Annotated in this window: 21 protein-coding genes and 2 tRNA genes; 9 read left to right on the forward strand and 14 right to left on the reverse strand. The window is 59.6% G+C overall.

Features of this window, described 5'->3' with window-relative positions; translation table 11 throughout:
• Nucleotides 1–90 precede the first annotated feature (90 nt).
• Together MF610_RS08100 and MF610_RS08105 are read left to right on the forward strand one after the other, a co-directional pair.
• A complete protein-coding gene (locus MF610_RS08100; protein WP_242194696.1) occupies nt 91–1,851 on the forward strand; it encodes a site-specific integrase in 1,761 nt (586 codons plus the stop codon).
• 486 nt (nt 1,852–2,337) lie between these two features.
• Nucleotides 2,338–3,675: a hypothetical protein gene (locus tag MF610_RS08105; protein WP_242194698.1), complete on the forward strand. Its 1,338-nt coding sequence runs from the start codon at nt 2,338–2,340 to the stop codon at nt 3,673–3,675.
• 131 nt (nt 3,676–3,806) lie between these two features.
• Here the strand turns inward: MF610_RS08105 and MF610_RS08110 are convergent, their stop codons facing one another.
• From MF610_RS08110 to MF610_RS08120, 3 genes are all read right to left on the reverse strand, one after another.
• Entirely contained in the window at nt 3,807–4,352 is a 546-nt protein-coding gene (locus MF610_RS08110) for a thermonuclease family protein (RefSeq protein ID WP_242194700.1), read from the reverse strand.
• Between the two features lie 68 nt (nt 4,353–4,420).
• Complete coding sequence (locus MF610_RS08115) at nt 4,421–4,840, reverse strand: hypothetical protein (protein WP_242194702.1); 420 nt, start codon at nt 4,838–4,840, stop codon at nt 4,421–4,423.
• Between the two features lie 614 nt (nt 4,841–5,454).
• Complete coding sequence (locus MF610_RS08120) at nt 5,455–5,643, reverse strand: DUF6771 family protein (RefSeq protein ID WP_242194704.1); 189 nt, start codon at nt 5,641–5,643, stop codon at nt 5,455–5,457.
• Between the two features lie 125 nt (nt 5,644–5,768).
• On the opposite strand from MF610_RS08120, the gene MF610_RS08125 reads away from it, so the two are divergent.
• A complete protein-coding gene (locus tag MF610_RS08125) occupies nt 5,769–6,215 on the forward strand; it encodes a hypothetical protein (RefSeq protein ID WP_242194706.1) in 447 nt (148 codons plus the stop codon).
• A gap of 66 nt (nt 6,216–6,281) precedes the next feature.
• On the opposite strand, the gene MF610_RS08130 is transcribed toward MF610_RS08125, so the two are convergent.
• From MF610_RS08130 to MF610_RS08160, 7 genes are all read right to left on the reverse strand, one after another.
• Nucleotides 6,282–6,695 (reverse strand): hypothetical protein, encoded by a 414-nt coding sequence (locus MF610_RS08130; protein ID WP_242194708.1) that lies wholly within the window; start codon nt 6,693–6,695, stop codon nt 6,282–6,284.
• A 5-nt stretch (nt 6,696–6,700) separates the two neighbouring features.
• Entirely contained in the window at nt 6,701–7,210 is a 510-nt protein-coding gene (locus tag MF610_RS08135) for a T6SS effector amidase Tae4 family protein (RefSeq protein WP_242194710.1), read from the reverse strand.
• A 157-nt stretch (nt 7,211–7,367) separates the two neighbouring features.
• Nucleotides 7,368–7,967: an SOS response-associated peptidase gene (locus MF610_RS08140; protein WP_242194712.1), complete on the reverse strand. Its 600-nt coding sequence runs from the start codon at nt 7,965–7,967 to the stop codon at nt 7,368–7,370.
• A 435-nt stretch (nt 7,968–8,402) separates the two neighbouring features.
• Complete coding sequence (locus tag MF610_RS08145; protein ID WP_242194714.1) at nt 8,403–8,945, reverse strand: recombinase family protein; 543 nt, start codon at nt 8,943–8,945, stop codon at nt 8,403–8,405.
• A gap of 173 nt (nt 8,946–9,118) precedes the next feature.
• The gene (locus tag MF610_RS08150) at nt 9,119–10,912 is read right to left on the reverse strand and encodes an AAA family ATPase (RefSeq protein ID WP_242194716.1); all 1,794 of its coding nucleotides are present in this window, start codon (nt 10,910–10,912) and stop codon (nt 9,119–9,121) included.
• Nucleotides 10,912–11,670, reverse strand: coding sequence for an HNH endonuclease (locus tag MF610_RS08155; protein ID WP_242194719.1), 759 nt, complete (start codon nt 11,668–11,670; stop codon nt 10,912–10,914). Before MF610_RS08155 ends, MF610_RS08150 begins: the two co-directional genes overlap by 1 nt.
• Before the next feature lie 159 nt (nt 11,671–11,829).
• Nucleotides 11,830–11,906, reverse strand: a tRNA-Pro gene (locus MF610_RS08160).
• Nucleotides 11,907–12,197: 291 nt separating this feature from the next.
• Between MF610_RS08160 and MF610_RS08165 the strand changes: the two genes are divergently transcribed.
• Entirely contained in the window at nt 12,198–12,470 is a 273-nt protein-coding gene (locus MF610_RS08165) for a hypothetical protein (RefSeq protein WP_242194721.1), read from the forward strand.
• A gap of 82 nt (nt 12,471–12,552) precedes the next feature.
• Here MF610_RS08165 and MF610_RS08170 read toward each other — a convergent pair.
• Nucleotides 12,553–12,628 (reverse strand) — tRNA-Ile (locus tag MF610_RS08170).
• Between the two features lie 80 nt (nt 12,629–12,708).
• Complete coding sequence (locus tag MF610_RS08175) at nt 12,709–13,737, reverse strand: LacI family DNA-binding transcriptional regulator (RefSeq protein ID WP_242194724.1); 1,029 nt, start codon at nt 13,735–13,737, stop codon at nt 12,709–12,711.
• A 168-nt stretch (nt 13,738–13,905) separates the two neighbouring features.
• Here MF610_RS08175 and MF610_RS08180 point away from each other — a divergent pair, with 168 nt between their 5' ends.
• The gene (locus MF610_RS08180) at nt 13,906–14,787 is read left to right on the forward strand and encodes an ROK family protein (RefSeq protein ID WP_242194727.1); all 882 of its coding nucleotides are present in this window, start codon (nt 13,906–13,908) and stop codon (nt 14,785–14,787) included.
• Nucleotides 14,788–14,828: 41 nt separating this feature from the next.
• The gene (locus MF610_RS08185; RefSeq protein ID WP_242194730.1) at nt 14,829–15,620 is read left to right on the forward strand and encodes an IclR family transcriptional regulator; all 792 of its coding nucleotides are present in this window, start codon (nt 14,829–14,831) and stop codon (nt 15,618–15,620) included.
• Here MF610_RS08185 and MF610_RS08190 read toward each other — a convergent pair.
• Both MF610_RS08190 and MF610_RS08195 read right to left on the reverse strand, forming a co-directional pair.
• Entirely contained in the window at nt 15,584–15,823 is a 240-nt protein-coding gene (locus MF610_RS08190; protein ID WP_242194732.1) for a hypothetical protein, read from the reverse strand. The genes MF610_RS08185 and MF610_RS08190 overlap by 37 nt on opposite strands.
• 181 nt (nt 15,824–16,004) lie before the next feature.
• Nucleotides 16,005–18,290, reverse strand: a complete 2,286-nt coding sequence (locus MF610_RS08195) for a glycoside hydrolase family 3 N-terminal domain-containing protein (RefSeq protein WP_242194734.1) — start codon at nt 18,288–18,290, stop codon at nt 16,005–16,007.
• Nucleotides 18,291–18,461: 171 nt separating this feature from the next.
• Between MF610_RS08195 and MF610_RS08200 the strand changes: the two genes are divergently transcribed.
• The 3 genes from MF610_RS08200 (at nt 18,462) to MF610_RS08210 (ending at nt 24,041) form a co-directional block, all read left to right on the forward strand.
• Nucleotides 18,462–19,490, forward strand: coding sequence for a LacI family DNA-binding transcriptional regulator (locus MF610_RS08200; RefSeq protein ID WP_242194735.1), 1,029 nt, complete (start codon nt 18,462–18,464; stop codon nt 19,488–19,490).
• Nucleotides 19,487–22,555, forward strand: a complete 3,069-nt coding sequence (locus tag MF610_RS08205) for a TonB-dependent receptor domain-containing protein (protein WP_242194737.1) — start codon at nt 19,487–19,489, stop codon at nt 22,553–22,555. Before MF610_RS08200 ends, MF610_RS08205 begins: the two co-directional genes overlap by 4 nt.
• A 76-nt stretch (nt 22,556–22,631) precedes the next feature.
• Nucleotides 22,632–24,041 (forward strand): glucoamylase family protein, encoded by a 1,410-nt coding sequence (locus tag MF610_RS08210; RefSeq protein WP_242194739.1) that lies wholly within the window; start codon nt 22,632–22,634, stop codon nt 24,039–24,041.
• Nucleotides 24,042–24,097: the final 56 nt, after the last annotated feature.

A 24,097-nucleotide genomic window follows, 5' to 3' on the forward strand; every position in this document is an offset into this window, starting at 1 on the left:
AAGATGCTTGGGACTAACGGTTTTCTGCCGTTTCGCCCCGTGTTACCGCTACGTCACTATGCTACGTAACGCCCCACGCGGGAGGGTCCATTGACCCCCCAACGCCACCTTTTCAAACGCCCTAACTCGCAAAACTGGCAGCTTCGCTTAATGGTGCCTAAGGCCGCCCGCGCGGCTCTCAAAAAGTCAGAATTTACGCAATCTTTGCGCACTACCGACAAGCGGTTGGCTGCCGACCGAAGCCATGCGTTTCTCGCAGATTGGAAGGCGCAGATCGATCGCGCTCTGACCCCAAACGTTGCCGAACAGGCGGTCGGTCGTACCGTTGTCGACACGGGATTGGTCAACGACCTTGCCGTCGCGGTCGGTTATGAAAACGCCTCACGCAATGCGCGCGAACTCATTGCCGATAAAGCTCGCCTTGGCCCCGAAGCCTTCGACTCGTTAGCATCAAAATTCGAACAGCGGCATCGAAGCGCGCTTCGACTTTTCCATGCCAATGACCATTCTGCTTGGACAGAGCGCGCAAAGCGTTTGATCGCAGATAACGGCTTGTCGCTGCCCGAAGGAAGCGACGAGTTCGAGCAGCTTACTCGAAGCCTTGCGGCGGCATCCATCGACACGTTTGCGATGGCGAAGTCACTGATGATACAAGGCGAAGGTGCATTCACCCCCTCGCCTTTCGTTGTCGACACTATCGAGAAACGGGCCGAGAAGGCACCGGCAGGTGAAACAATCCTCGTCCTTTTCGAACGCTATGCTGCGCAACGTTTAGCGGAAGGCCGCAAGCGAACAGATACGGTCAACCAAGATCGGAAGGTCGTCGAATTATTTGTATCGTTCGTGGGCGCTGACCGTAGCCTGTTATCGATTAAGCCGGCAGAAGTTCGGGAATGGCGCAACGCAATGGCTGCGATCCCACCCGGCTATCGACGCAAGAAAGAAAACCTTGGCCTTACGATTAGTGAGGCGGCGTCTAAGGCATCGGCAGCGGGCTTAAACGGACTGAACGCCAAAACCATCAACAAATATCTTAGTACGATATCACCACTGTACGATTGGTCAAAGAAAGAAGGATACTGCGCATCAAACCCCTGCGATGACCTTTTCTTCGATGTTCAAAAATTGAAGAAAAACGGTTCAGGAAGAAGACCTCCATTTTCCGATGAACAACTTAATATTATTTTTGGTTCACCGCTTTTTCAAGGGTTTGAACGCGATAGACGGGAATGGCAACCGGGCAACTGCATGGCTAATGACTGGCGCTATTGGATACCCCTCGTATGCCTGTTCACTGGCGCGCGCATTGGCGAAATAGCACAACTTTTCACCGATGATGTACGCAAAACAATATCAGGCATCGACTACATTGCCATCAGCCATAGTACGGACCGTGACCAAATGACCAAATCAGGGTATAGTCGAGCTATGCCTATACACCCGCAACTCAAACAACTTGGCTTTTTGGAGTACGTAAAATTCAGGCTACAATCGCTTAATGGCAATGGGAATGCTCGCTTATTTCCTGGATTTGAGGCGAGTTCGCGAGGTCAGATGGGTGGCAGGCCCTCAAGATTTTGGCGAAATTATCTAGAACGAATTGGAGTGAAAGACGGTGCTGATGGACTCGGCTCGCATTCCTTCCGACACGGCTTGACTGACCGCCTCCGCTTGGCGGGCTATCTGGATGATGAAATCGAAGTCGCACTAGGCCATAATCAAACCTCTGTGACAGCTGGATATGGGATCGTCAGGCAAGGCACTGTCGAACGCGTTGCCGGAATGCTCGAAAAGGTTTCCATACCGATAGGATTGATCGCTCAACCTTCTAACGCGCCTAACCAAGATTAACATAGGAGCGCGCCTAGCTCTCGCTAGGATACGGCATCGACACGTAGGAAAGCCATAGAGGATTGCAGCGTAGTAAGGCGCTACACTATGCTTACTACTAACGGTTGCGCATTCCGTGACCCGTGCTACGCCTATGGGCACCCCACGGCTTGCGGTCGATGCCGCACCAAGCAAGACGCTTCCGTGAGGTTCACATTATTGCGCGGTAAATCGCTCCCGGTAGTCTTTTCTACCGGCTTTGCCGCGTAATTTCCCTTCGGGGTTGGAATTTGTATTTTCTGCGCCTGTTAAATTTAACGCTTCCGACGTGTTCGGAAGCGCTGAATAAACGCGCGTTTAACGCACGGCCTAAATATAACTAAACATTTCTAAACATCGTGATGTGTTAAGCTGTAACCATAGCTAAAACATTATGCCTATAGTTCCTTATAATCTTCTATCATCCTCTCTCTAATTTAATATATATAAGGTAATTTAATTACAATTATGGAATCAGTTACAGCTTTAGAATCAGTATCAAAGGAATCAAAGAAGCCAATCTTTATGAGTTTGAATGGAAAGGCTCATTCAGAGGAAGCAAAGAATCTACAGAACGATTTAGTTGGAATCGTTCACAGGAAGTTGGCTAAGAAGTACAAGCCTACCAAGAAGCTAACTAATGCTGTTGGGGCGATGTTAGCCGACCTATTACGAGCGGAAGCCATGGACCCGCCAAGGCGCTGTTTCCGAACAAAGGATGCAGTTACCTTCAACAGGCAGGGGGATGAAGTGCCCGGTTTTCCAACCATCGGCTACCATCCATTCATTGATGCCTTCAATGGACTGCTTGCTACCGGTTATATCGATATCATTCCCGGTGAACGACCAAGCGCCAAAGAAGGCACCACAGCGCCAGCAACAGAATTATGGGCAACACCTAAGCTGATTGACCTAGCGGCGCTGTATGGTGTGTTTCTGGCCGATTATGAGCGCCATTTCATATCCAAGCCCCGTCCATCCCAGGTTGCACGACCGGTTATCTTGAAAGCTGGTTCAAAGCGGAAGGGTTGGGACAAGGTATCGGGGGCTTCGATGCGGCTCGATAAGGCCGATCTGCGTGTCATGGCGCTGTCGGCGCAGGTGCAGCGGCTCAATGCCTACTTTGCCACCGTTAATATCGGCAACGCCAAGCATGAAGGCTTTGCTCGTATCTTTAACCTTGGCGACACAACCGGGGCGGGGTTGGATAAGGGCGGTAGGCTCTATTCCATCGGTGGCGGTTATCAGTCGATGGACAAGAAGAAGCGACCGTTCATCACCCTAAACGGTAGCCGTACCGTCGAAATAGATATTTCCGGTAGTCATTTAACAATTTTACATGCCTTGGCCGGTAAGCCGTTGCCGGTAGGTGATCCCTACGCAGGTGTTGGCTTCAACCGCGACGTTATAAAAATTTGGGTGGCTCAAACCTTAGGGCACGACAAGTTTCATAGAGGCTGGTCACCTGACAACAATAAGCGGTACAGAAAGGATGATTCTAGCCGATCTTTAGGGAAAGATTATCCCATAAAAGCGGTTCACGAAGCAGTTTGCGCAGCGTTCCCCCTTATCGTAGGATGGGAAGATAGCAAAATTCGATGGGGTGAGCTTCAATACATTGAAAGCGAAGCCTTGTTGGACACGCTTACCAAGCTTGCATTTGAGTACAACATACCGGCTTTACCCGTTCATGATTCGATCATCGTTGCTGTGGAGCATCATGAAATTGCCAAGAGGGTGTTTTCAGAATGCTTCGAATCAAAGATTGGCTGTCTGCCAACGCTAAAAAGCAAACAATTACAATGACTGAGGTGATGATAGTCCTTTTTTTTGGGCGTTGGCTGTGAATCGATTGGTAAGGGGGGTGGGGGGTCTATTTTCCTAGGACTTCGCTCCTTCGCGCTTGCCCCTTCACCGAACGCCGATTGCAAACCTACTCAACGTGTCCGTACCTGATCGGGGCAGGTGCGGGCTATCCGTTCCTCGTTATCCCAACGCGCAACATACACGGCATTCCGGTTGCGAAGCTGCATACAGGATAGATCGCCATCGTTGTTCGATAGGGCAGCAATGGTCCGCCCATAGTGATCGGTGCCAAGCCTCTCGATATAGACACTACCGGCAATGGCTTTCCGTAAGCTGGTAGTGGCGGCATAGGGATTGCCGGGCGTACAATGACGCCCTTCGCGGCAATGTCCCGGTATTTCGGGGGCATCGATCCCCACCAGCCGGATTCGCTCATTACCGCAGCGGATCGTGTCGCCATCGGTAGCGGTGCAACCTGATACCCGGTCGCCATAGGTAGGTCCGCCGATAGACGGCAACGCCACCGAACCTGCACCAACCAAACCCCCTACGACGCCAGCGCCAGCCAGTAGCCCTACAGCGGCCAATAGGGACCGCCTACGCGCCTCTCGTTGCTTGGAGCGGTAGTATGGCCCCACCTTGATCGGAACCGCCTTAAAGGGCTTACGGAAGCTCATAAGCCCTTCTCGGCTGTCGATATGAAGGTTTGGTTCTTTTGCCGCGTTATGAGCCGTAACGCAGGTTGCTACTTATCCAGGTACTTACACACACCTGCACCGCCGCCTACGCCAAGGAAGCCCTTGGAAGGGCCGAAGAGGCCGAAATTTGGACCATCCAACACCTGAACCACACCCTCGCCGACGAACAGGACGGTATGGGTTTCGAAGCCGGTGTAACCACCGAAGGCGTTCTTGCCGTTGATTTCGATGGTAGCGGCCCACCCCTGCCAACCGTTGTTGCGTTTGGCCCATCCTGCTTTGCACTTCGCGGGATGAAGCCCAAGGAAGCGGTATTCTGCGCTGTCGGGATCGCGCAAGGTGCCGGCCATTGCCTTCTTGGTAGCGCCAACCGGGTCCTCGGGTGGTGGTCCTACGTCAACATAATCGGCGCGCAGTTGATACGTAGCTTGGGCAGCAAGCATTAAGCCCGCAAAAAGCAGGTTCATTGGAGTTTCCCCGTGTTTACCGCGCCGGACCCGACAAACCGGGTCGGTTGAACGACGCGAACACAGGAACACGCCTCCCGCGTATTCCCCGAAGGTCTTATATTCCGCAGGCCGACCCGGCGTAGCCGAGAGCCTGTGTTCGCCGCCGTTTGCGGGCATCCCCTCCCGTTCAAAGTCGGAAATGCGAAACCTGATTATGATGGGTCGATGGTTGTGTCTACGCCTTACGTGTAACGACGCATTCAGCCGCGCACCCGCCGAACAATCCTGCGCCGCTCCCTATCGTCCTTGGCCCTATCCCACTCACTTTGATCGATACCCGCTGGTTTCCAATGCTGTGACGCCTTTGGACGCGCGAACCGTGGTCGGGGTGGTGGCGGGTCGTCATCCGGTGGTGGCGCGCTTGGCGACCAAGTTACCTTCGGCCCCCGCGCACCACATTGGCATCGCAGTCGTTCGGCAAACTCCGGCCAGTCAGTGCGCCAACCCTTTCGCCGCCAATGGGTCTGCAACTCAAAGGGGGAAAAGAGCGCAACCCTACCACAGGTGCGACATTCAGCCTGAACCGAACCGTCTTTCAGGTCTTCCAAATAACGTATTGGCTGGACCATCGCTCACAACGGCAATGGCAGTTGGTTGCGATCCAGCATTGGCAGTGGTTCGCCCGCATACTCGCAAAGGTGCGCAGCAAGAGTCGTTGCTGCCTCAACGCGAAGCCGAGAGTCGGGGGCAGTAAGGCCTACTCTGGCCCAACCGGGTGCCGACAGCAGCGCGGCGGCGATCATTTCCTGTGAATCCAGCATGACGTTTCCTCCGCTTCCATGGTTAGAACATAAAGGGAACGATTCGCAAGGCGGATTAGGCTCGCGCTGCAACGGGCATCGGCGTTATAAGCGTTACTGACGATCTGTTCGGTCAGGAGAATCGCTTGTCCAAAATGCCGCTTCTTGCATTCGCTGCGATCTGCATGACCGCTGCGCCGAACGCCTCCGCAACCGTCTGCGATCGTTCCAAAATCCAAGCGCTTTCCGTGACAGACGCTGCCAAGACAATTTTAGCTAACAGCGATGTGGTCGGAGTAGGTTCGGCGAATGAGGAACGAAGCGACCCGAACGTTCCACGCCAAAAGATCGTTTTTACTGACGTTGTGAAGGGTAAGGAACACGTCGTGTCCCTTTCACCCTACCGGTCGGCAGGCGTGGGTATCCACGACGGTTGGGTTAGGCAGTTCCAAGAGCCACGCATCGGTGGAAGGCTATTCGCGCTAACAATGCACAGCGATGGCTACGTCGCAGGGAAATGCATCCTCGCGATGTTGGCGACCTTCCCGCAGGAACAAATGCTTACCGCTTTGAACAGTGCGGCCAAAAAGTAAGAGCGCCCTTTTGACGTCCGGCGTCAACGCGACACCCCGCGCGCGGTGAGCGCATGGTTGGCTTGGTCAGCCGTTACCCTTTTCGTTCCGGTAATCATCTATCAACGCATTCGCCGCAGCGTCGATTGACCGGCTAACGGTAGGCTTCGTAGCAATCTGCCCGCACGTCATGACCGGCAACGGAACAGTTGGAGATTGCGGCCCTTCACCCTGCCCTTGCGCCACACCCGTACGAGCAAGCTCGGCCTTGACCGCATCGGCAACCGGCGTCCATTTCTCGACGGGACCGCGCGCATTCTGCATGACCGCGCCAGCCCAACGTTCCCCCTGGTCCTTGAGATAGCCGTTCTGCTGGAAGGCGAGGCAACTGGCAGTCGCATACTGAACAAGATCGTCGCGGGCGGCAGGTTTCGTTTCAGCCTTCACCGTTTGGGACTGACCGCTACAACCGGCCAACAGAGCGGAGAGCATAATAGCCATGCGCATCACCCCAACTCCCAGAATTCGCCGCGCGACGTTTTGACGGTACCGCTTGAGTAAGTTGAGTAGTTATCGGAAGGTTCGCGGTAACGGACGCCATCCCAAAGCGCGATATGCCCGCTGGCATCTGCCCAATTCACAGTGAAGGCAACGATTCCGCGCTTGCCCCGGAATGCGCTGTCATAGGGGCTGGCATTGTCCACCAGCGGTTTGCCCAACAGCCGAATGAGATAGTTTCGGAATTCGGTTACCCGGAAAATGATACGCGACCCGTCAGCGGTTCCTAAGGTTTGCGCACCGGCAGCGCGGGCAGTTACGGCGTTGATAGGCGATCCGCCTTTGTTGAACGCGACGCTCAATCGGCTTGCGCAGGTGTTCCCCTTTGGACCAAAGCCCGGAGCCTTAATGTTGCGTTCCGCCGCACCGCCCAAGTGGGTGTAGAGGTCATGTAGCGACGGGTATTTCGCGTGATCGGGAAACGCCGCCCAAATCTTCGAGAGGTTGGGTTTTGCCATTTGCGAAGGCATCCTTACTCTGTCAGCAATACCGAAGGGTACCACAGAGCCGCTGGACGACAACACGGCCCGGTAGCGTTCTACCTCGCTTAGGAAACGGCAGACCTTCCGCATTCGCGGCAACGCCGCCAACCTATGACAGCAATCGAGTAACGATTCATTCGACCTGCATAAGCTGCGAAGGGAATGGTGCCGCCAGTTCCAACGCCTCTAACATGGGCGCAGTTAGCCACCGCTCTTCGTCTTCGGGATGCAACAAAACCGGCATTGCCTTGGGATGGATAGGGGCAACCACGGCGTTGGGATCGGTCGTAAGGAATGCGAACACCGGTCCCTCTTCGGTTGGTCGCCATATGCCGGCAAAGCTGGTTATCGGCCGCGATGGCACGTTGAACCAATGCAGCGGCAATTTGCCATCATCGCCGCGAACCTGACCGTATTCGGAAAACCTGGTAAAGGGCACAAGGCAACGCTGTGATGGGTTTGCCAAGGCCGAACGCCAAAAGGGGGAGGTTAGGTTTCTAACGTTTGTAACGTCCTTGCGAATGTCCTTACCGCTCTTGCCTTTTGTCATCATAGGGAAGCCCCAAGCCATAACGTCGAGAACGCGAACGCCATCGGCCTCGCGGACCACATAAGCCGGTTTGCGGGGGAACAGTTCGGGGGCTGGCGCTGCTACCGGGTTAGTCGGTTGAGTAGCGTTGTATCGTGGGAACAGCGACGACGCAGGAACCGAAAGGGCATAGCGGTTACACATATCAACCCACCATCTTTAACGGGGCAGCGCGGGGATTTTGGCGTCTGTAGTTAACTTGATACGCCACGGCCGCTGTAAGACGCTAGGATACAAAACGAAATAATGCCTACCTCGCTTATCCACAAAGAGTTTTCTGCATATCTCGCGGGGAATTACAGTGCAAAAAAGATCGTCTTTTATGAGCCAGCGCCCCATATCCCGGATATGCGGGCCGAAACGCTCGAAGCTTCCATCCCTACGGAATAAGTAAAACTCGAATGCTCCCGGAATGCCGTACTCTACTCGGGAATCAGGCATTACCCTTTCCAACTCCGGGCCTTTGATTTGACGCATGGCAGATAGGGGCGGATTTGGCTCGACTGTACCGGCTTGTGCTAGAAGCATTATCGCAGCGATCATTCTGCCCCTCCAAGACGCACCAGCTTAGACCCGAAATTATGCTGCCAAGGCTCGATAAACGCTAGCTCGACCAACACCCAACCGCTTGGCAATTTCGGTTGGTCCTACGCCCTCTGCATGAAGGGCTTTGATCCCTACCGGATTAACCGACCGCTTGCGCCCCTTGTAGACGCCCTTCGCCTTCGCGATGGCGATGCCTTCCATCTGCCGTTCGCGCCGTATGGCAGTTTCAAACTGCGCGAAGACTCCAAGCATTTGTAGGAAGGCAACACCCGCAGGGGTTGAGGTATCAATCGGCTGCTCGGTCGCGCGAAGGAATGCCCCTTTCTCCTTCAAGGTTGCAACGATCTTCTCTAGGTCGGCAACCGACCGTGCGAGGCGGTCAATCCGGGTGACCATAAGCGTATCGCCTTCGCGGATGAACGACAGAACGGTTTCGAGTTCGCCACGTCCTTGCGTTGTGGTCCCGCTCTTCTTCTCGGTCCGAACTACCGAACAACCGACTGCCTCCAACGCGGCAACCTGAACGCTGCAATCCTGGTCTTCACTCGAAACGCGGGCATAGCCGATCATCGTCATGGGACAGCCTTTGTACCAATAGGGTCTACACCTGTCGATATGAATGTCTCACAGCGCCGAGTCAAACCCTATTGAGACGATTTCTGCGTCTCATGGCAACGCCTCGCATGGGTATACCGAGTGATACGACTTCCTAATTGAGTCGCCAGCCAAATTTGCATTTTCTTCGGTGGCTACTTTATCATTCTATTTGCGATAAAATCTTCCACTATTTCCAATACTGGCGCAAACGCACCAAAGTATTCTGCATCATTAATCTTACACGCTTCCTCACAAAGTGCTGCCTTGCGCAGGGTTTTTGTCGAAACTACATCGCCGTTTGGCTTGTAACTAGTCTTTACCTGATAGTGATCCTCGGATATGAGCTTTTCATTCAAAAGATTCTCTATTCCAGCTTTTATTTTAGTGTTGGATGGATTGATTGGCAGTTTTCTAACCCATAGATCGCCAATAGTATCATCGGGCATTTTTGAGTCGTTATCATTAAGAAGTAATATTCTGCGGTTTGAAAGATTGGGATTTGCCTTTAAAACTGATAAAGTATGGCGAAGCGCATCGGCGCCAGTATGAAAACCCTGGCCGCGTGAGTCTTTGGCGCCAATCCACTCTATTTCACACAAAGATAATAGATTGGACTTGCCAAGGATTCTCGCAGCGTGCTTGATGTACGGCGCATCAGTTTCGCCCTCGACATACACTACCGGAGTTATTCCGGCCTTAGCTTCGGCTACCACCCGCTCGGTAAACGAGTGCGATGCTGACATAGCGTCAAGGGCCTTTCCGAATTCACTATAGCTTTCCGCACCTACCGGTATGCCTAAGGGCATATCGATAACTTGGATTTTCTCCGGCCCAAACTTTCTTTCCATTCCCAAAACGAATATCGGCGAATGACTACTCACAATGAACTGAACATTCGGAAACAAACTAATCAATCGCGGCAAGACACTGTTTTGCACTTCAATATGAATGTGGGCATCGATTTCATCAATTATACAGATACCCTTAATCATACTTAGGTCGGGCGATAGTCCAGCCTGCGACATGTCCGCATACTTAAGCAGGGTACCAAACATACCTAATAGGATCGCCTGACCTGTAGATAGCGCATCTAGATTGCAGAAAATAAAGGCTTTGTTGGATACTATTGCCACTTTTTGGGCGGACTTCCTGCCTAGCCAATAGAATGACAAAGTTGGATCGCAGCAAATTTCTTGAATGAGTAGATTGCATAATTGTAGAAGATTGGAAGATTTTTGCGCATCCTCCGCACTTCCAATATACATCCAACTACCATCATCTTTAGACTGCACTAATTCTACCCGAGAATCTGCCAATAATGACATGAGCCATTGTTTAAAAGACTCGAGTGCCTGCTCAACATAAATCGGCTTCGTTAATCTCTTCTGTATTGCTGGCGCATCATCAAATTGGGTAGGGGCGATAGCCTCTCGATTCAACCAGTGCGGTTTTTCCGAACGACTAGACGGAAAATATGCGTAAACACCATTCTCAAATATCTGCTGTGATCGCTGGTTATCCAGCTGAAACTCCTTGAATGAGCCATCAGCAGACCACGTTACGTCAGCAACAAATCCCGCAGGAACTCGTATCCGGGCCTGTTCCGGGTCGATGTTTCCCGCTTTTTCCTTGTACGATCTAATTGTACCATTATCATTGAATTTGAGAATACTAAAGGAGCCTGCCGCTCCGGAGGATATAGTACCTCCTCCTACGACTCTGAACCAAGCTCTGCCCAAACCTTTGGCGGGCAATACCTCATCATAGTGAACGGATACGGCTTCAAATAGGGCGTCAACAATTAGCGATAAAAAGTTTGTCTTTCCGCTTCCGTTCCCACCCACAAGTATAATTGGCTTTGGATTTCCATCCTTAGAAAATCCTGCGGTGATGTTAAGCCATCGTAACGGTCCATTATTTTCGATAACGGCTTCGCTAAAATACATTATCCACTCCAAGCAGGTTTGCCTACTAATGTATTGCGCATATTAATGAGCAACGAAAGTTCGTTAAGAGTTCTAGTGCGATGCACCATACGGTGACAATTCGCACACAGCAGCGCCAAATCTGACAGCTTAACTTTGGAACCAGGTTTGAGCGTATGAACCGGCTTCACATGATGAACCTCGATATAACCCGCCCCTAGCTTCCCGTAGGCAGCCTCGAAGTCGAAAGCGCAAACCTCGCATACCAATGGCCCTTCTGCCTTGGCTGCTTTGAGCTTCTCCCGGACCAATTTTCGATCGCGTTCGTAGTGTTTGTGCATGGCGAGTATCACACCCCCCTCTTCGCCTTCGTAGGGCGGTTCTAAGGGGTGCTGTGATAGTGCCGCATCATCGGCGGCTAGGATGGTAGCGCGGATCGCCTGCGCGTCTGTAGCAAGCTTTACGGGGTCACCAGCGTATTCCCGCCAAATGACTCCTTCCAACTTGTTACCCCGCTCCATACCGACCTTGCCTTGGTCTAAGTAGTGCGGGTCGGACGAACGGAAGTTCATCACCTTGAGGTACACACCGTTGCGGTTGCGCAGCGTCTCGCCCGTAGCGTTACCCATGATCCGGTGCATTTTGTTCAGGATCGCCGATACCTCATCGACTGCCTCGAAATCCTCCCCGGTCGGGTTGCCCCTGGTACGGACATACAGGTCGAGGGCGAGAATCAATTCATCGCGCGACCATACCGGGTTCCGGGGCTTCGTCTCCATGCGTCGAACGTACCGCAGCGTATGCAGTTCACAACCCAAGGATTCGTTCGACCAGCCGTCGAGCAAAAAAATTTGGCACGGCGGGTGCTACGTTATTATGCACCGTTTCGGCAAACGCATTTGGTCCTAAAGTGTTGATTCAACACGTTTTTAGGCGGCTGGTCGGGGAGACAGGATTCGAACCTGCGACATCCTGCTCCCAAAGCAGGCGCGCTACCAGACTGCGCCACTCCCCGACGCGGACTGCGGCCCTAGTCGCATTCCGCGCATCGTACAAGCGTTCCTGACGGATCCATGACGCGATGCCGACCCATCATACTCGCGCAATCTGGCCACGAAAATGCACGCAACAGCTCTGTCGACCCGACAAGCGATTGATCTGCTTCCACTTTGTCATAGACTTTACGCATGTCGCCTTATGCCAGCCCGGGGAGCCGCATTGCCGGCGCGTCTGGCTGCACCGGTGGCAGACGACCCTAGAGCGGTGGCAAACCGCCTTATCCAACGATCCTGTTCGGAGAGGAACCATGAAGAAACTGATGACAATCGGCAGTTGCCTCACACTGGCGCTGGCCACTGCAGTCGTACCGGCCGTGCCCGTCGTGGCGCAGGAGGGTGGCGACGTGATGTACGAACGCTATTACTACGATGATCCCGATATGACGTTGCAGGTCGGCTATGAGCGCGACACCTGCACCCGCTACGGCGTCGGCGGCGGTCGGACCGAAGGCCGCTATGGCCCCTATGTTTATTCCAACCCGATCGCGATGTGTGTGAACGGGCAGCTACAGCCCTATTGATCCGGTAATGGCATGACGACTGGCCGTCGGACGGATGTAACACGCCCGGCGGCCATTTCGACCATCATCGCAAACGAAACGCTGGTGGGCCCGGCAGGACTCGAACCCGCAACCTAGCCGTTATGAGCGGCCAGCTCTAACCATTGAGCTACAGGCCCCACGCGCTGCGCCCGGAGCGATAGCGTCGGGCGCTATCCGGACGCAAGCCCGTTGATAGGCCCCCGCCCCGTCCCGACGATCAGGCGGAATCGCGCTCCACCAGGATCGGGGGCATCACCACCGATGGCGCGTCCTCGCCCGCGATACGGCGGAACAGGGCGGAGACCATTTCGTTGGCACCGCGCGCGATATCCTGTCGTACGGTCGTGATCCGCGGTACGGCGCTGACCGCGATCGGCAGGTCGTCATAGCCGACGACGGGCATGTCGTGCGGCACGCGGATGCCACGGTCGGCGAGGACGCGTAGCGTGGTCACCGCGATCACGTCGGACGCCGCGGCGATGCCGTCGATATCGCCCCCGACCCGCTCGAGATGCGCGGCGATCTCCTGCTCCATCACGTCGGACGCCAGATGGGTGTCGAGCTGGATCGGCGGATGCGCGATGCCAGCGGTGGCCAGCGCCTGCGCGACGCCTTCGCAGCGTTGGCGGATTTCGGGCGCGCGCAATTCGCCAAGGAACGCGATCCGCCGTGCGCCCCGGGCTATCAGCCGCTCCCCCGCCAGCCGCCCGCCGGCGATATTGTCGGTGCCAATCGCGCAATGCACCTGCCCCGGCAGGTTGCTGCTGCCCCATGCCACCAGCGGGCGATAACGGCGCGCAACGCGTTCGATGCTGTGGAACTGATCGGACTGGCCGATCAGCAGCACCCCGTCCATCATGCCCGAATCGACGATACGTTCCAGCCAGTCGGTCGCGTCGGGAATGACGCGCGACAGCATCAGGTCATAGCCATCCTCGGTCAGCCGATCGGCGAGGAAGCCGAGCATCGTCATGAAGAACGGGTCGGACAGATGCTGGCGCCGTTCGTGGCCCAGCGGTACGACGACGCCGACCACCCCGGTCCGCTGCGTGCGCAGCCGGCTGGCCATCTGGTTCGGGCGGAAGCTGTGTTCGGTCGCCAGCGCCTGAATACGGTCGCGGGTTTCGGCGTTGACCAACGACTTGCCGGCCAGCGCGCGCGATACCGTTCCCGGCGACACTCCGGCCAGCCGTGCAAGATCGGCGATCGTCCGCACCCGCGGGATTGGATGAGCTTGTTCGTCCATGGCACTGCTTGTACGAACATATTCCTTCGCTCTACCAGCGGAATATGCAACCGAAACGATTTATTGCAATCGATTGCTGATGCCGGTAGCGTCGATCCGGACAAGCCAGCCTTGCCGCGCGGCCCGATGCTGCGCCATGAGCAGGTCGTAACGGCGAGAGGATGCGGGATGGTTTCGGAAGCGATGGTGGCCGGCGTCGAGTTGGGCGGGACCAAGTCGATCGCGGTGGTCGGGCGCGGGCGCGACATCATCGATCGGTTCCGCGTGCCGACCACGACGCCTGCCGAAACGCTGGGCGTGCTGTCCGACAAGCTGGCCGAATGGCGGCGAGAGCATCGACTGGCGGCGATCGGCATCGCCAGCTTCGGGCCGATCGCGGTCGCGGAAGGGCACATGCTGCCGACGCCCAAGCCGCACTGGGCCGGTGCCGATATCGTCGGCCCGCTGGGCCAAGGATTCGACCGGGTGGCGTTCCATACCGATGTGACCGGCGCTGCGCTGGGCGAGGGGCGCTATGGGGCTGCCACCGGCCTGTCCGACTTCCTCTATGTCACGGTCGGGACCGGCGTCGGCATGGGAATCATCGCCGGCGGGCGACCGGTGACGGGCATGATGCATCCCGAAGCGGGGCATATCCGGGTCCGCCGCCGCAGCGATGACGGCTTTGTCGGCGCGTGCCCGTTCCATGGCGACTGCCTAGAAGGGCTGGTCAGCGGACCGGCGATCGCGGCGCGGGCGGGCAAGCCGGCGCACCTGCTCACCGCCGAGGACCCGGCGTGGCGCGACGTTGCCGATGCGCTGGGCGAGGCGTTCGCGACGCTGTTCCTGACGCTCTCCCCTGCCCGGATCATCGTCGGCGGCGGAGTCGGGCTGGGCCAGCCGCAGCTGTTGCCGATGGTGCGCGAGCGGGTCGTCGCCGCGCTGGGTGGTTATCTGGGGTTCGTCGATGCGCAGTCGATCGACGAACGGATCGTGCCTGCCGGACTTGGCGAGGAAGCCGGGCCGCTGGGTACGCTGGTGATGGCAGAGGACCTGCTGGGCGACGCGTGACGCGGACTGGCGCTGCGGATTGCCGCTGATATGGTGCCGCGATGAACGAACCGATCGCAGACCCCGGCGGCGCATCGCGCGGTACGCAGACCCTGATGCGCGGGCTCGATCTGGTCGAGGCGTTGCGCGACGAGCCGTTGCGCGTCGCCGAACTGGCGCGGCGGCTGGGGCTGGCGCGCACCACGACGCACCGGCTGGCGGCGGCGCTGGTCGAGCGCGGCTATGTCGCGGCGGCCGAACGCGGGTTGCTGACGCTGGGGCCAATGCTGTTGCAGCTGGGGTTCACAGCGCATCGCCGGATCGATCTGGTCCGCACCGCCCGCGCGCGGATGGAGGCGCTGTCGGCCGATACCGGGCTGGACGTGTTCCTCGGGCGGCGCGACGGCGACCATTCGTTGCACCTCGACCGGGCGGCGGGGCGGCGGCGGCTGGAGGTGTCGACCCGGCCGGGCGACCGGCGTCCGGTGGCGCAGACCGGGCTGGGCAAGGCGTTGCTGTTCGACGAGGATGACGGCGCGCTGGCCCGGTTGTACCGCGCGACCGGTGCCACCGATGCGGCGCTCACGGCGCAATGGGTGGCGGCAATGCGCGGCAATATCGCCCGCGGTCATGTGATGCATGACAGCGTCGGCAATGACGGCATCCGCTCGATCGCCGCGCCGGTACGCGACGTGTCGGGCGGGATCGTCGCGGCAGTCGGCATCGCGACCGCCGCGCAATATCTGACCGACGACACGGTCGAGACGATCGGCCCCCAGGTCGCGGCGACCGCGCAGGCGATCAGCCGCGATCTGGGTTATTCGGACTCCGACCCGCCGGTGCCGGCTGCCTGATTGCCCGCGCCGCCGGGGCCTCCATGATAGTCTTTCAGGCTCTGGCCGCCTTCAAAATACCCTTCGCCGTTGCCGTCATGCGGGTTGGGATAGGCATCGCCGCCGGATTCCCCTCCGCTCGGCGCGTTGTTCACGCCATCGGGCTTGGCAGCACCGGGCGTGCCGCCCATCGCCTGGTTCGGTTGCTTTCCATCCTCGGTCATCACGCATTTCTCCTTCGCAGCTAGGAGGTTAACGCGCGGCGGGCGATGTCGGGGGCGTGATGCTATGGCCCTCTCCCCTTCAAGGGAGAGGGTTGGGAGAGAGGCCGTCGCGGACGCTATTGCGTGGCCTTCCCCTCTCCCCGACCCTCTCCCCTGAAGGGGAGAGGGAGCCAGTCGTCGATTACGCCAGCACGAAGCTGCCGCTAACCCCCTCCGCCTCGGCCGAGGGCGCGACCCAGATGCGGAAGCTGCCGGGTTCGACGGTCGGGCGGTTCTGCGTGCCGATGAAGCGCAGGTCGTCGGCGCGCAGCGTGAATTCGACCGTCTTCGATTCCCCCGGCGCCAGCGTGACGCGCTGGAACGCCTTCATTTCGCGCACCGGGCGGGTGATGCTGGCGGTGACGTCATGGATGTAGAGCTGCACCACTTCGGTCGCGGCGCGCGTGCCGCTGTTGGTGATCCGCGCGCGGACCTTCAGCGCGCCGTCGGTGTTCAGCCGCCCGCCGCGGAGATCGAGGTTGCTATAGGCGATGCGGCCATAGGTCAGCCCATGCCCGAAGGCGAAGCGCGCCGCATTCGGCCCCTCGCGATAGCGCGCCTTGTATTCGGCCAGCGGTCCCGGCGGGTTGGGACGGCCGGTGGTCTTGTGCGCGTAATAATAGGGCTGCTGCCCGGTCGAATAGGGAAAGCTGACCGGCAGGCGCGCCGACGGCGACATGTCGCCGAACAGGATATCGGCGGTCGCCGGACCACTCTGCGAGCCCAGGAACCACGTGACGAGGATCGCCCGCGCGTCGAGCACCGGCTTGTCGAGCACCATCGCCCGGCCGTTGCGCAGCAGGATGACGGTCGGCTTCCCGGTGGCGAGTACGGCTTCGGCCAGATCGAGCTGCGCCTGCGGGATGCCGATATCGACGCGCGACTGCGCCTCGCCCGACATCTTCTGCGACTCCCCGATCGCCAGCAGCACGACGTCCGCCTGCGACGCGGCGATCACCGCTGCCTCGATCCCGCCGGGGATCGGATCGGTGATGCCCGACCCGTCGACCGCGGTGATCAGCGACGGATCAGTGACGGCAGCACGCACGCCGGTCAGCAGGTCGACCGCTTCGGCATCCGAACCATAGACGTTCCACGTGCCGATCAACTCGCGCTGCCCCTGCACGAACGGACCGATCAACGCGATCTTCTTGCCCGACTTGGGCAGCGGCAACAGGTCGCCGTCATTCTTGAGCATCACGATCGAGCGCGCGCCGGCCTCGCGCGACAGCTTGAGGTGTTGCGGCGTCCGCACGCGCTGCTTCTCGCGACGCACGTCGATGCGGCGGAACGGATCGTCGAACAGACCGAGCTGGGCCTTGAGCGCCAGCACGCGCCGCACCGCTTGGTCCAGCCGCGCCATCGGCACCTCGCCCTTGGCGACCAGATCGGGCAGATGCTTGATGTAGAAGCCCGACTGCATCGACATGTCGACCCCGGCGAGGAAGGCGAGCTTCGTCGCCTCGCGCGCATCGGCGGCGAAACCGTGGGCGATCAGTTCCTCGTCGCCGGTATAGTCGGACACGACCAGCCCGCCGAAACCCCATTCCTTGCGCAGGATCGTGTCGAGCAGCCACGGGTTCGCGGTCGCCGGCACGCCCGACAATTCGTTGAACGACGCCATCGTCGTCGGCGCACCGGCGGCAAAGGCGGTCTGGAACGGCGGAAAATAGGTTTCGCGCAGCGTGCGTTCGGAAATGTCGACGGTGTTGTAGTCCAGCCCCGCTTCCGCCGCGCCATAGGCGGCGAAATGCTTGGCACAGGCGGCGACGGCATCGTCGGCGGTCAGGCCGCGACGTCCCTGAAACCCGCGGACGCGCGCGTCGGCCATCGTCTTGCCGAGCAACAGGTCCTCGCCCGCCCCTTCGATCCCACGGCCCCAGCGCTGGTCGCGGGCGATGTCGACCATCGGCGCGAAGGTCCAGTCGATGCCGGCCGCCGACGCCTCGACCGCAGCCGCCCGCGCGGTGCGTTCGGCCAGGTCGGCGTCGAAGCTGCCCGCTTCGGCCAGCGGCATCGGGAAGACGGTGCGGAAACCGTGGATGATGTCGGCGGCGAACAGGAGCGGGATCTTCAACCGTTGCTCGCGCATCGCGACCAGCTGCATCCGCCGTGCCATTTCGGCGCCATTGCCGTTGAACACGCCGGTCAGCTTGCCGGCGCGCACCTGCGCCAGCTGTTCGTCGAATGTCGCGGTCGCGCTGATCGGGTTGAGCGCATTCGCTGCGCCCCCGGCCCACGCCGCCGCCATCAGCGTCAGCTGCCCCGCCTTTTCCTCGACCGTCATCTGGCCGAGCAGTGCTTCGGCCGCCGCCGGCAGACGATCGCCCGCCTGCACCAGCAGCGCGCGCGCCGGCGACGCGCTCCATGCGGCGACGGCGCCCGCGCCCATCACCAGCGCCCGTCGCGAAATGCGAATGTCTTCCATGCGATCCCCTCTGTGTCGGTTGCGCAACGATCGAGCTGCACATGTGTTTCGAATCTGTAGTTGAAGCGCGTTGTAGATTCTTGTAACCGGTTACATCAAGAGCGATCGGCATGGCAGCCGACGGATTCGCCGCGATGGTCGCGGGCGAGGCAGGGAGTGGACGACAGGGGCATGGCGAACGCCACCATCCGCGATGTGGCTCGTGCGGCGGACGTGTCCGTCGCATCGGTGTCGCGCGTGCTCAACCGCCACGAGAATGTCCGCCCGGCGCTGCGCGAGAAGGTGGAGGCCGCCGCCGCCAAGCTCGGCTACGTCCCCCATGCCGGGGCGCGCTCGCTGAGCCTTGCGCGTTCGAACGCGATCGGCGTGGTCCTGCCCGAACTCCATGGCGAGTTCTTCTCCGAACTGCTGCGCGGCATGGACCGCGAGGCGTCGGAACGCGGGCTGCAGTTGCTGCTGTCGAACATGCATGCCGATTCCGCGCGCGGCGTGGAAGCGCTGCACACGATGCGCGGCCGCGTCGACGGTCTGGTGGTGATGGCGCCGCATATCGATCCCGACCAGCTGCTCAGCCACCTGCCGGTCGGCGTACCCGCGGTGATGGTCAATTGCGCGCCGCACCACCAACCGCGACCCGAACTGCGCATCGACAACGTCGCCGGGGCGCGGATGATGGTCGAGCATCTCGTCGCGACCGGACGCCGCCGGATCGTCCATCTCGCCGGCCCGGCGGGCAACATCGACGCCGAAGAGCGGCTCGGCGGGTACGAAGCGGCCATGGCTGATGCCGGCCTGCCGTCGATCGTCGAACGTGGAACCTTTCTGGAGGACTCCGGCGTTTCGGCGGCGGAACGATGGGTCGAACGGGGGGACGACGTCGATGCGGTGTTCGCCGCCAACGACATGATGGCGATCGGCGTGCTGATGGCGTTCCGCCGTGCCGGCATCGCCGTGCCCGACCAGATCGCGGTCGCCGGGTTCGATGACATTCCGCTCGCCCGTCTTATCTCGCCATCGCTTACCACGCTGCGCATCGACATCGCGCTGCTGGGCGAACGCGCGGTCGCCCGCCTGATCGAACAGATCGACGGCGCGGACGACCGCAGCATCGAACTGCGCGCACCGACTCTGGTCGTGCGCGACACCACTTCACCAAGGGAAGACCCGGAAAACCGGGGCATAAGGGGAAACAACGCATGAGGAATAGCATGATCCGCGCGGCACTCGCCGCCGCGACGACGCTGGCGACGGGCGCGATGCTCGCACCGGTGGCAGCATACGCCCAGGTCGGCCAGGCATCGCTGCGCGGCACGATCACGTCGCCTGCGGGCAACCAGGCGACGCAAGTGACCGCGGTCGAGGTCGCGACCGGCATCCGCCGTACCGCCACCATCGGTGCCGATGGCACCTACAACTTCGCCTCGCTGCGCGCCGGCACCTATCGGCTGGAAATCCAGCTGACCAACGGCACGCGCAATTCGGACGAATTCACGCTGCGCGTCGGGCAGAATGCCGGTCTGGATATCGACCTGACCACGGCGCCCGCCGCCCCCGCCGCACCGACGGGTGAGACGACGCAGACCGAACCGGGCAGCGTCGAGGGCAGCGATCAGGAGATCATCGTCACCGGCAGCCGCATCCGCACCCTGTCGGGCGGCCAGGTCGGCATCAACATCACCCAGCGGCTGATCGAACAGTTGCCGCAGAACAACCGCAACTTCCTCGCCTTCGCCGATCTGGCGCCGGGCGTCCGGTTCGTCGAGGAAGGCGCGAACGGCCAGGCCCGCCTGCAGGGCGGTGCGCAGCGGTCGAACTCGGTCAACGTGTTCATCGACGGCGTCAGCCAGAAGGATTACGTCCTGAAGAACGGCGTGACCGGTCAGGATTCGTCGCCCGGCAACCCGTTCCCGCAGCTCGCCATCGGCGAATATCAGGTGCTGTCGTCGAACTATAAGGCGGAGTTCGACCAGGTCAGCTCGGTCGCGATCGTCGCCGGCACCAAGTCGGGCACGAACGAGTTCCATGGCGAAGGGTTCGTCGATTTCACCAACCAGAACCTGCGCGACCGTCGTCCGACCGAACTGTTCCCGACCCGTGTCGACAAGGTCGATACCAAGGATATCCAGTACGGCGTCGCGCTGGGCGGTCCGATCATCAAGGATATCGCGCACTTCTTCGTCAGCTACGAAGGCAAGCGGCAGGAACGCCCGGTCGACGTGCTGCCGGGCAACGGCGTCGACATCAGCGTCATTCCCGCCGATCTGCGCTCGCGCTTCGGCAACTTCACCAACACGTTCAACGAAGACCTGATCTTCGGCAAGATCGATATTTCGCCGACCGCAGAAGACCTGTTCGAATTCTCGGGCAAGTATCGCAAGGAAAGCGGCGACGACCTCGGCAGCGGTATCAACGCCTTCTCCACCCGGACCAACAATTCGGTCAAGGACGTCCGCGGCCTCGCCCGGTGGCAGCATACCGCCGACAGCTGGATCAACGATTTCCGCGTGTCGTACGAGGACGTCCTGTGGTCGCCGCGCCCGGTCGAACAGGATATCAACCAGTTCTTCCAGCGCACCGAAATCACCGCAACCGGTTCGCGACGCATCGACCTGCTGCGTATCGGCGGCGGCACCAATTTCCAGGAAAAGGGCCAGAAGGGCTGGACCGTCCAGAACGACTTCACCTTTACCGGCCTCGAAGGGCACACCTTCAAGACCGGCGTGAAAGCGAAGTGGGTCAACCTCACCACGCTCGAACAGAATAACATCAACGGTTCCTATACCTATGATGTGAACCTCAACAGCCAGACCGGCTTTCAGACCGATGTCCCCTACCGTCTCGTCTTCGGTGCCCCCAGCGGCTTCGGCAGCTCGACCATCGAGTCAAAGAACTTCCAGTTCGGCATCTATCTTCAGGATGACTGGGACGTCACCGATCGTCTGACGCTGAATCTCGGCGTACGCTGGGATTACGAACGCACCCCGGCGTTCCTCGACTTCGTCACGCCACAGTCGAACCTGACCGCAATCTCGGCTGCGCAGTATCCGAACCTGCAGAACGCCGATTACAACATCAACGACTACATCTCGACCGGCAACAACCGGAAGGCGTTCATGGGCGCCATCCAGCCGCGTGTCGGCTTTACCTATCGCATCGACGAGGAAGGCCGCTTCACCGTGTTCGGCGGCTTCGGCCGGTCGTACGATCGCAACCAGTTCGACTTCCTCCAGCAGGAATTGTCGGTTGGCGCCTTCCAGCAGCGGACCTTCCTGTTCCAAGGCGCGGACCAGTTGAACCCGTGTACGCCGTCGGCGACCTGTATCGCGTGGAACCCGATCTACCTGACCGCGGAAGGCCGGGCGCAGCTGGCATCGAGCAGCACCGGCGGCGGACGCGAACTGCGCTTCATCAAGAACGATCTGAAGATGCCGTATTCGGACCAGTTCTCGCTGGGCTTCCGTTCGCGCTTCAACCCAATCGAACTCGAAGTCGGCTATCAGCATATCTCGAGCCGCGACGGCTTCGTGTACCTGCTGGGCAATCGTCGTCCTGATGGATCGTTCTTCGCGCCGGCGCCGACCGCACAGAACCCGACGCCGCAGTCGCCGTTCGGCTTCACGCCCCCCGGCTTCGGTTCGATCATCATCGGCGACAACGGGCTCAAGACCGATGCGGATTCGGCCTATATCAAGCTGACCAAGCCCTATTCGCCGACGTCGCCGTGGAGCCTCGACGCGACCTATACCTTCACCGAAGCGTCGGAAAACCGGCAGTTCGGCGAGACGTTCAGCCTCGATTTCCCGTCGATCGACGATTACCCGACACTCCGGTCAGCCGGCGTGCCGCGCCATCGTTTCGTCATGGCGGGCAGTGTCGACACGCCGATCGGGCTGTCGTTGTCGAGCAAGTTCTCGATCGAATCGCCGATGTTTATGGTGACCTCGTTCGATAGCTCGGACCCATATCAGCGCAACTTCGTGGGCCGGTTCCGCGACAGCCTGGGCGATCAATGGGGTCGTCGTCAGCTCGACGTCGCCGCCACGAAGTATGTGCCGATCCGCTTCGTCAACGATACCGCGCGGATCCGCTTCCGCGTCGACATCATCAACCTGATGAACGATCGCAACTATATCGACTTCAACAACTCGCCACTCGACAACAGCCGGACCGACGGCACGCAGTCGGTCTATGGCGAACGGTCGTCGTTCAGCATCGGCGGTAACCAGCCGCGCACGATCAAGCTGTCGGCGGGCTTCAACTTCTAACCCTTCCCTCCCCTGTCGGGACAGGCTCCCCCGCCTGTCCCGGCATTTTTTTGATTTCTTTCCAAGGGGCTTGCCCGTGATCGATCGCCGTTTCTTCCTTGCCGCCAGCACCGCCGCGCTTGTCGGGGCCTGCGCGCCACGGACCGGGATCGGCCCGCGCACCACGGCTGCGCCCGCGACCGACCTGCTGTCGGATATTCAGGAGCGCGCGTTCCGTTTCTTCTGGGACACTGCCGATCCCGATACCGGGCTGGCGATGGACCGCTGGCCGACGCCCAGCTTCGCATCGATCGCCGCCTGCGGCTTTGCGCTGACTGCCTATGCGGTGGGCGAAAAACATGGCTGGATCACCCGCGAGCAGCATGCGACCCGCACCCTCGCGCTGCTCGAGTTCTTCGCAAAGGCGCCGCAAGGCGACGGCGAGACCGGGTTCAGCGGCTATAAGGGCTTCTTCTACCATTTCCTCGGCGTGACCAAGGGACAGCGCTTTGCCCGATGCGAGCTGTCGACGATCGACACCGCGCTGCTGCTGGGCGGCGTGCTGTTCGCGCAAAGCTGGTTCGATCGCGCCGACCCGGTGGAAGCCCGCATCCGCGACCTTGCCGAGCAACTCTATCGTGCGGTCGAATGGGACTGGATCGTGCCGCGTCCGCCGTTCGTGTCGATGGGCTGGCATCCCGAAAGCGGCTTCATCTCCTCCGACTGGAACATCTATAACGAGGGCATGATCCTGTACGTGCTGGCGCTGGCCAGCCCGACGCATCCGTTGCCGCCCGCGACCTGGACCGCGCTGACGCAGAAGTTCGAGGCGAGCTGGGGCAATCGCTGGGGTGAGCCGCATCTGCAGTTCGCACCGATGTTCGGCCACCAGTACAGCCATGTCTGGATCGATTTCCGCGGTATCCGCGATCCGTATATCGCGTCGAAGGGCATCGATTATTTCGAGAACAGCCGCCGCGCGACCTATGCCCAGCGCGCCTATGCCAACGAAAATCCTGGCGGCAAGCTCGGCTATGGCAACGACTGCTGGGGCCTGACCGCGTGCGACGGGCCAGGCGACTTCGCGGTCACCATCGATGGGCGCCAGCGCGAGTTCTTCAGCTATTCGGCCCGCGGTCCGGGTGAGCGCGACGACGGCACGCTGGCGCCGACCGCGGCGCTCGGATCGATCGCGTTCGCACCCGAAATCGTCGAGCCGATGATTGGCAAGATGCACGCCCGCTATGGTGCCGGCATTTACGATAAATATGGCTTCTTCGACAGCTTCAACCCGACGCTGACGCGGACTGACCGCCCGCTTCAGCATGGGAAGATCGTGCCCGGCGTGGGCTGGGTCGATGGCGACTATCTGGGGATCGATCAGGGGCCGATCGTGCTGATGATCGAAAACCAGCGTTCGGGGATGATCTGGGAAGTGATGCGGCGCAATCCGCATATTCGCCGCGGGCTTACCCGGGCGGGGTTCACCGGCGGCTGGCTGGCATAGCCTCCCCCGGTTCGCGGCGGACCAAATACCAAGGCCGTGGAACGCAAAAGCTGACA

The sequence above is a fragment of the Sphingomonas hankookensis genome (genome assembly GCF_022664465.1).
Taxonomy (GTDB): Bacteria; Pseudomonadota; Alphaproteobacteria; order Sphingomonadales; family Sphingomonadaceae; genus Sphingomonas; species Sphingomonas hankookensis.

What these genes read in the sequence shown, in the direction of transcription:
- MF610_RS08190 (WP_242194732.1), bottom strand. Translation starts at nt 15,823, where the DNA reads ATGACCGAGGATGGAAAGCAACCGAACCAGGCGATGGGCGGCACGCCC.
- MF610_RS08130 (WP_242194708.1), bottom strand. Translation starts at nt 6,695, where the DNA reads ATGGCTATTATGCTCTCCGCTCTGTTGGCCGGTTGTAGCGGTCAGTCC.
- MF610_RS08205 (WP_242194737.1), top strand. Translation starts at nt 19,487, where the DNA reads ATGAGGAATAGCATGATCCGCGCGGCACTCGCCGCCGCGACGACGCTG.
- MF610_RS08140 (WP_242194712.1), bottom strand. Translation starts at nt 7,967, where the DNA reads ATGTGTAACCGCTATGCCCTTTCGGTTCCTGCGTCGTCGCTGTTCCCA.
- MF610_RS08200 (WP_242194735.1), top strand. Translation starts at nt 18,462, where the DNA reads ATGGCGAACGCCACCATCCGCGATGTGGCTCGTGCGGCGGACGTGTCC.
- MF610_RS08150 (WP_242194716.1), bottom strand. Translation starts at nt 10,912, where the DNA reads ATGTATTTTAGCGAAGCCGTTATCGAAAATAATGGACCGTTACGATGG.
- MF610_RS08165 (WP_242194721.1), top strand. Translation starts at nt 12,198, where the DNA reads ATGAAGAAACTGATGACAATCGGCAGTTGCCTCACACTGGCGCTGGCC.
- MF610_RS08180 (WP_242194727.1), top strand. Translation starts at nt 13,906, where the DNA reads ATGGTTTCGGAAGCGATGGTGGCCGGCGTCGAGTTGGGCGGGACCAAG.
- MF610_RS08120 (WP_242194704.1), bottom strand. Translation starts at nt 5,643, where the DNA reads ATGCTGGATTCACAGGAAATGATCGCCGCCGCGCTGCTGTCGGCACCC.
- MF610_RS08110 (WP_242194700.1), bottom strand. Translation starts at nt 4,352, where the DNA reads ATGAGCTTCCGTAAGCCCTTTAAGGCGGTTCCGATCAAGGTGGGGCCA.
- MF610_RS08135 (WP_242194710.1), bottom strand. Translation starts at nt 7,210, where the DNA reads ATGGCAAAACCCAACCTCTCGAAGATTTGGGCGGCGTTTCCCGATCAC.
- MF610_RS08155 (WP_242194719.1), bottom strand. Translation starts at nt 11,670, where the DNA reads ATGGAGACGAAGCCCCGGAACCCGGTATGGTCGCGCGATGAATTGATT.
- MF610_RS08145 (WP_242194714.1), bottom strand. Translation starts at nt 8,945, where the DNA reads ATGACGATGATCGGCTATGCCCGCGTTTCGAGTGAAGACCAGGATTGC.
- MF610_RS08105 (WP_242194698.1), top strand. Translation starts at nt 2,338, where the DNA reads ATGGAATCAGTTACAGCTTTAGAATCAGTATCAAAGGAATCAAAGAAG.
- MF610_RS08195 (WP_242194734.1), bottom strand. Translation starts at nt 18,290, where the DNA reads ATGGAAGACATTCGCATTTCGCGACGGGCGCTGGTGATGGGCGCGGGC.
- MF610_RS08185 (WP_242194730.1), top strand. Translation starts at nt 14,829, where the DNA reads ATGAACGAACCGATCGCAGACCCCGGCGGCGCATCGCGCGGTACGCAG.
- MF610_RS08115 (WP_242194702.1), bottom strand. Translation starts at nt 4,840, where the DNA reads ATGAACCTGCTTTTTGCGGGCTTAATGCTTGCTGCCCAAGCTACGTAT.
- MF610_RS08175 (WP_242194724.1), bottom strand. Translation starts at nt 13,737, where the DNA reads ATGGACGAACAAGCTCATCCAATCCCGCGGGTGCGGACGATCGCCGAT.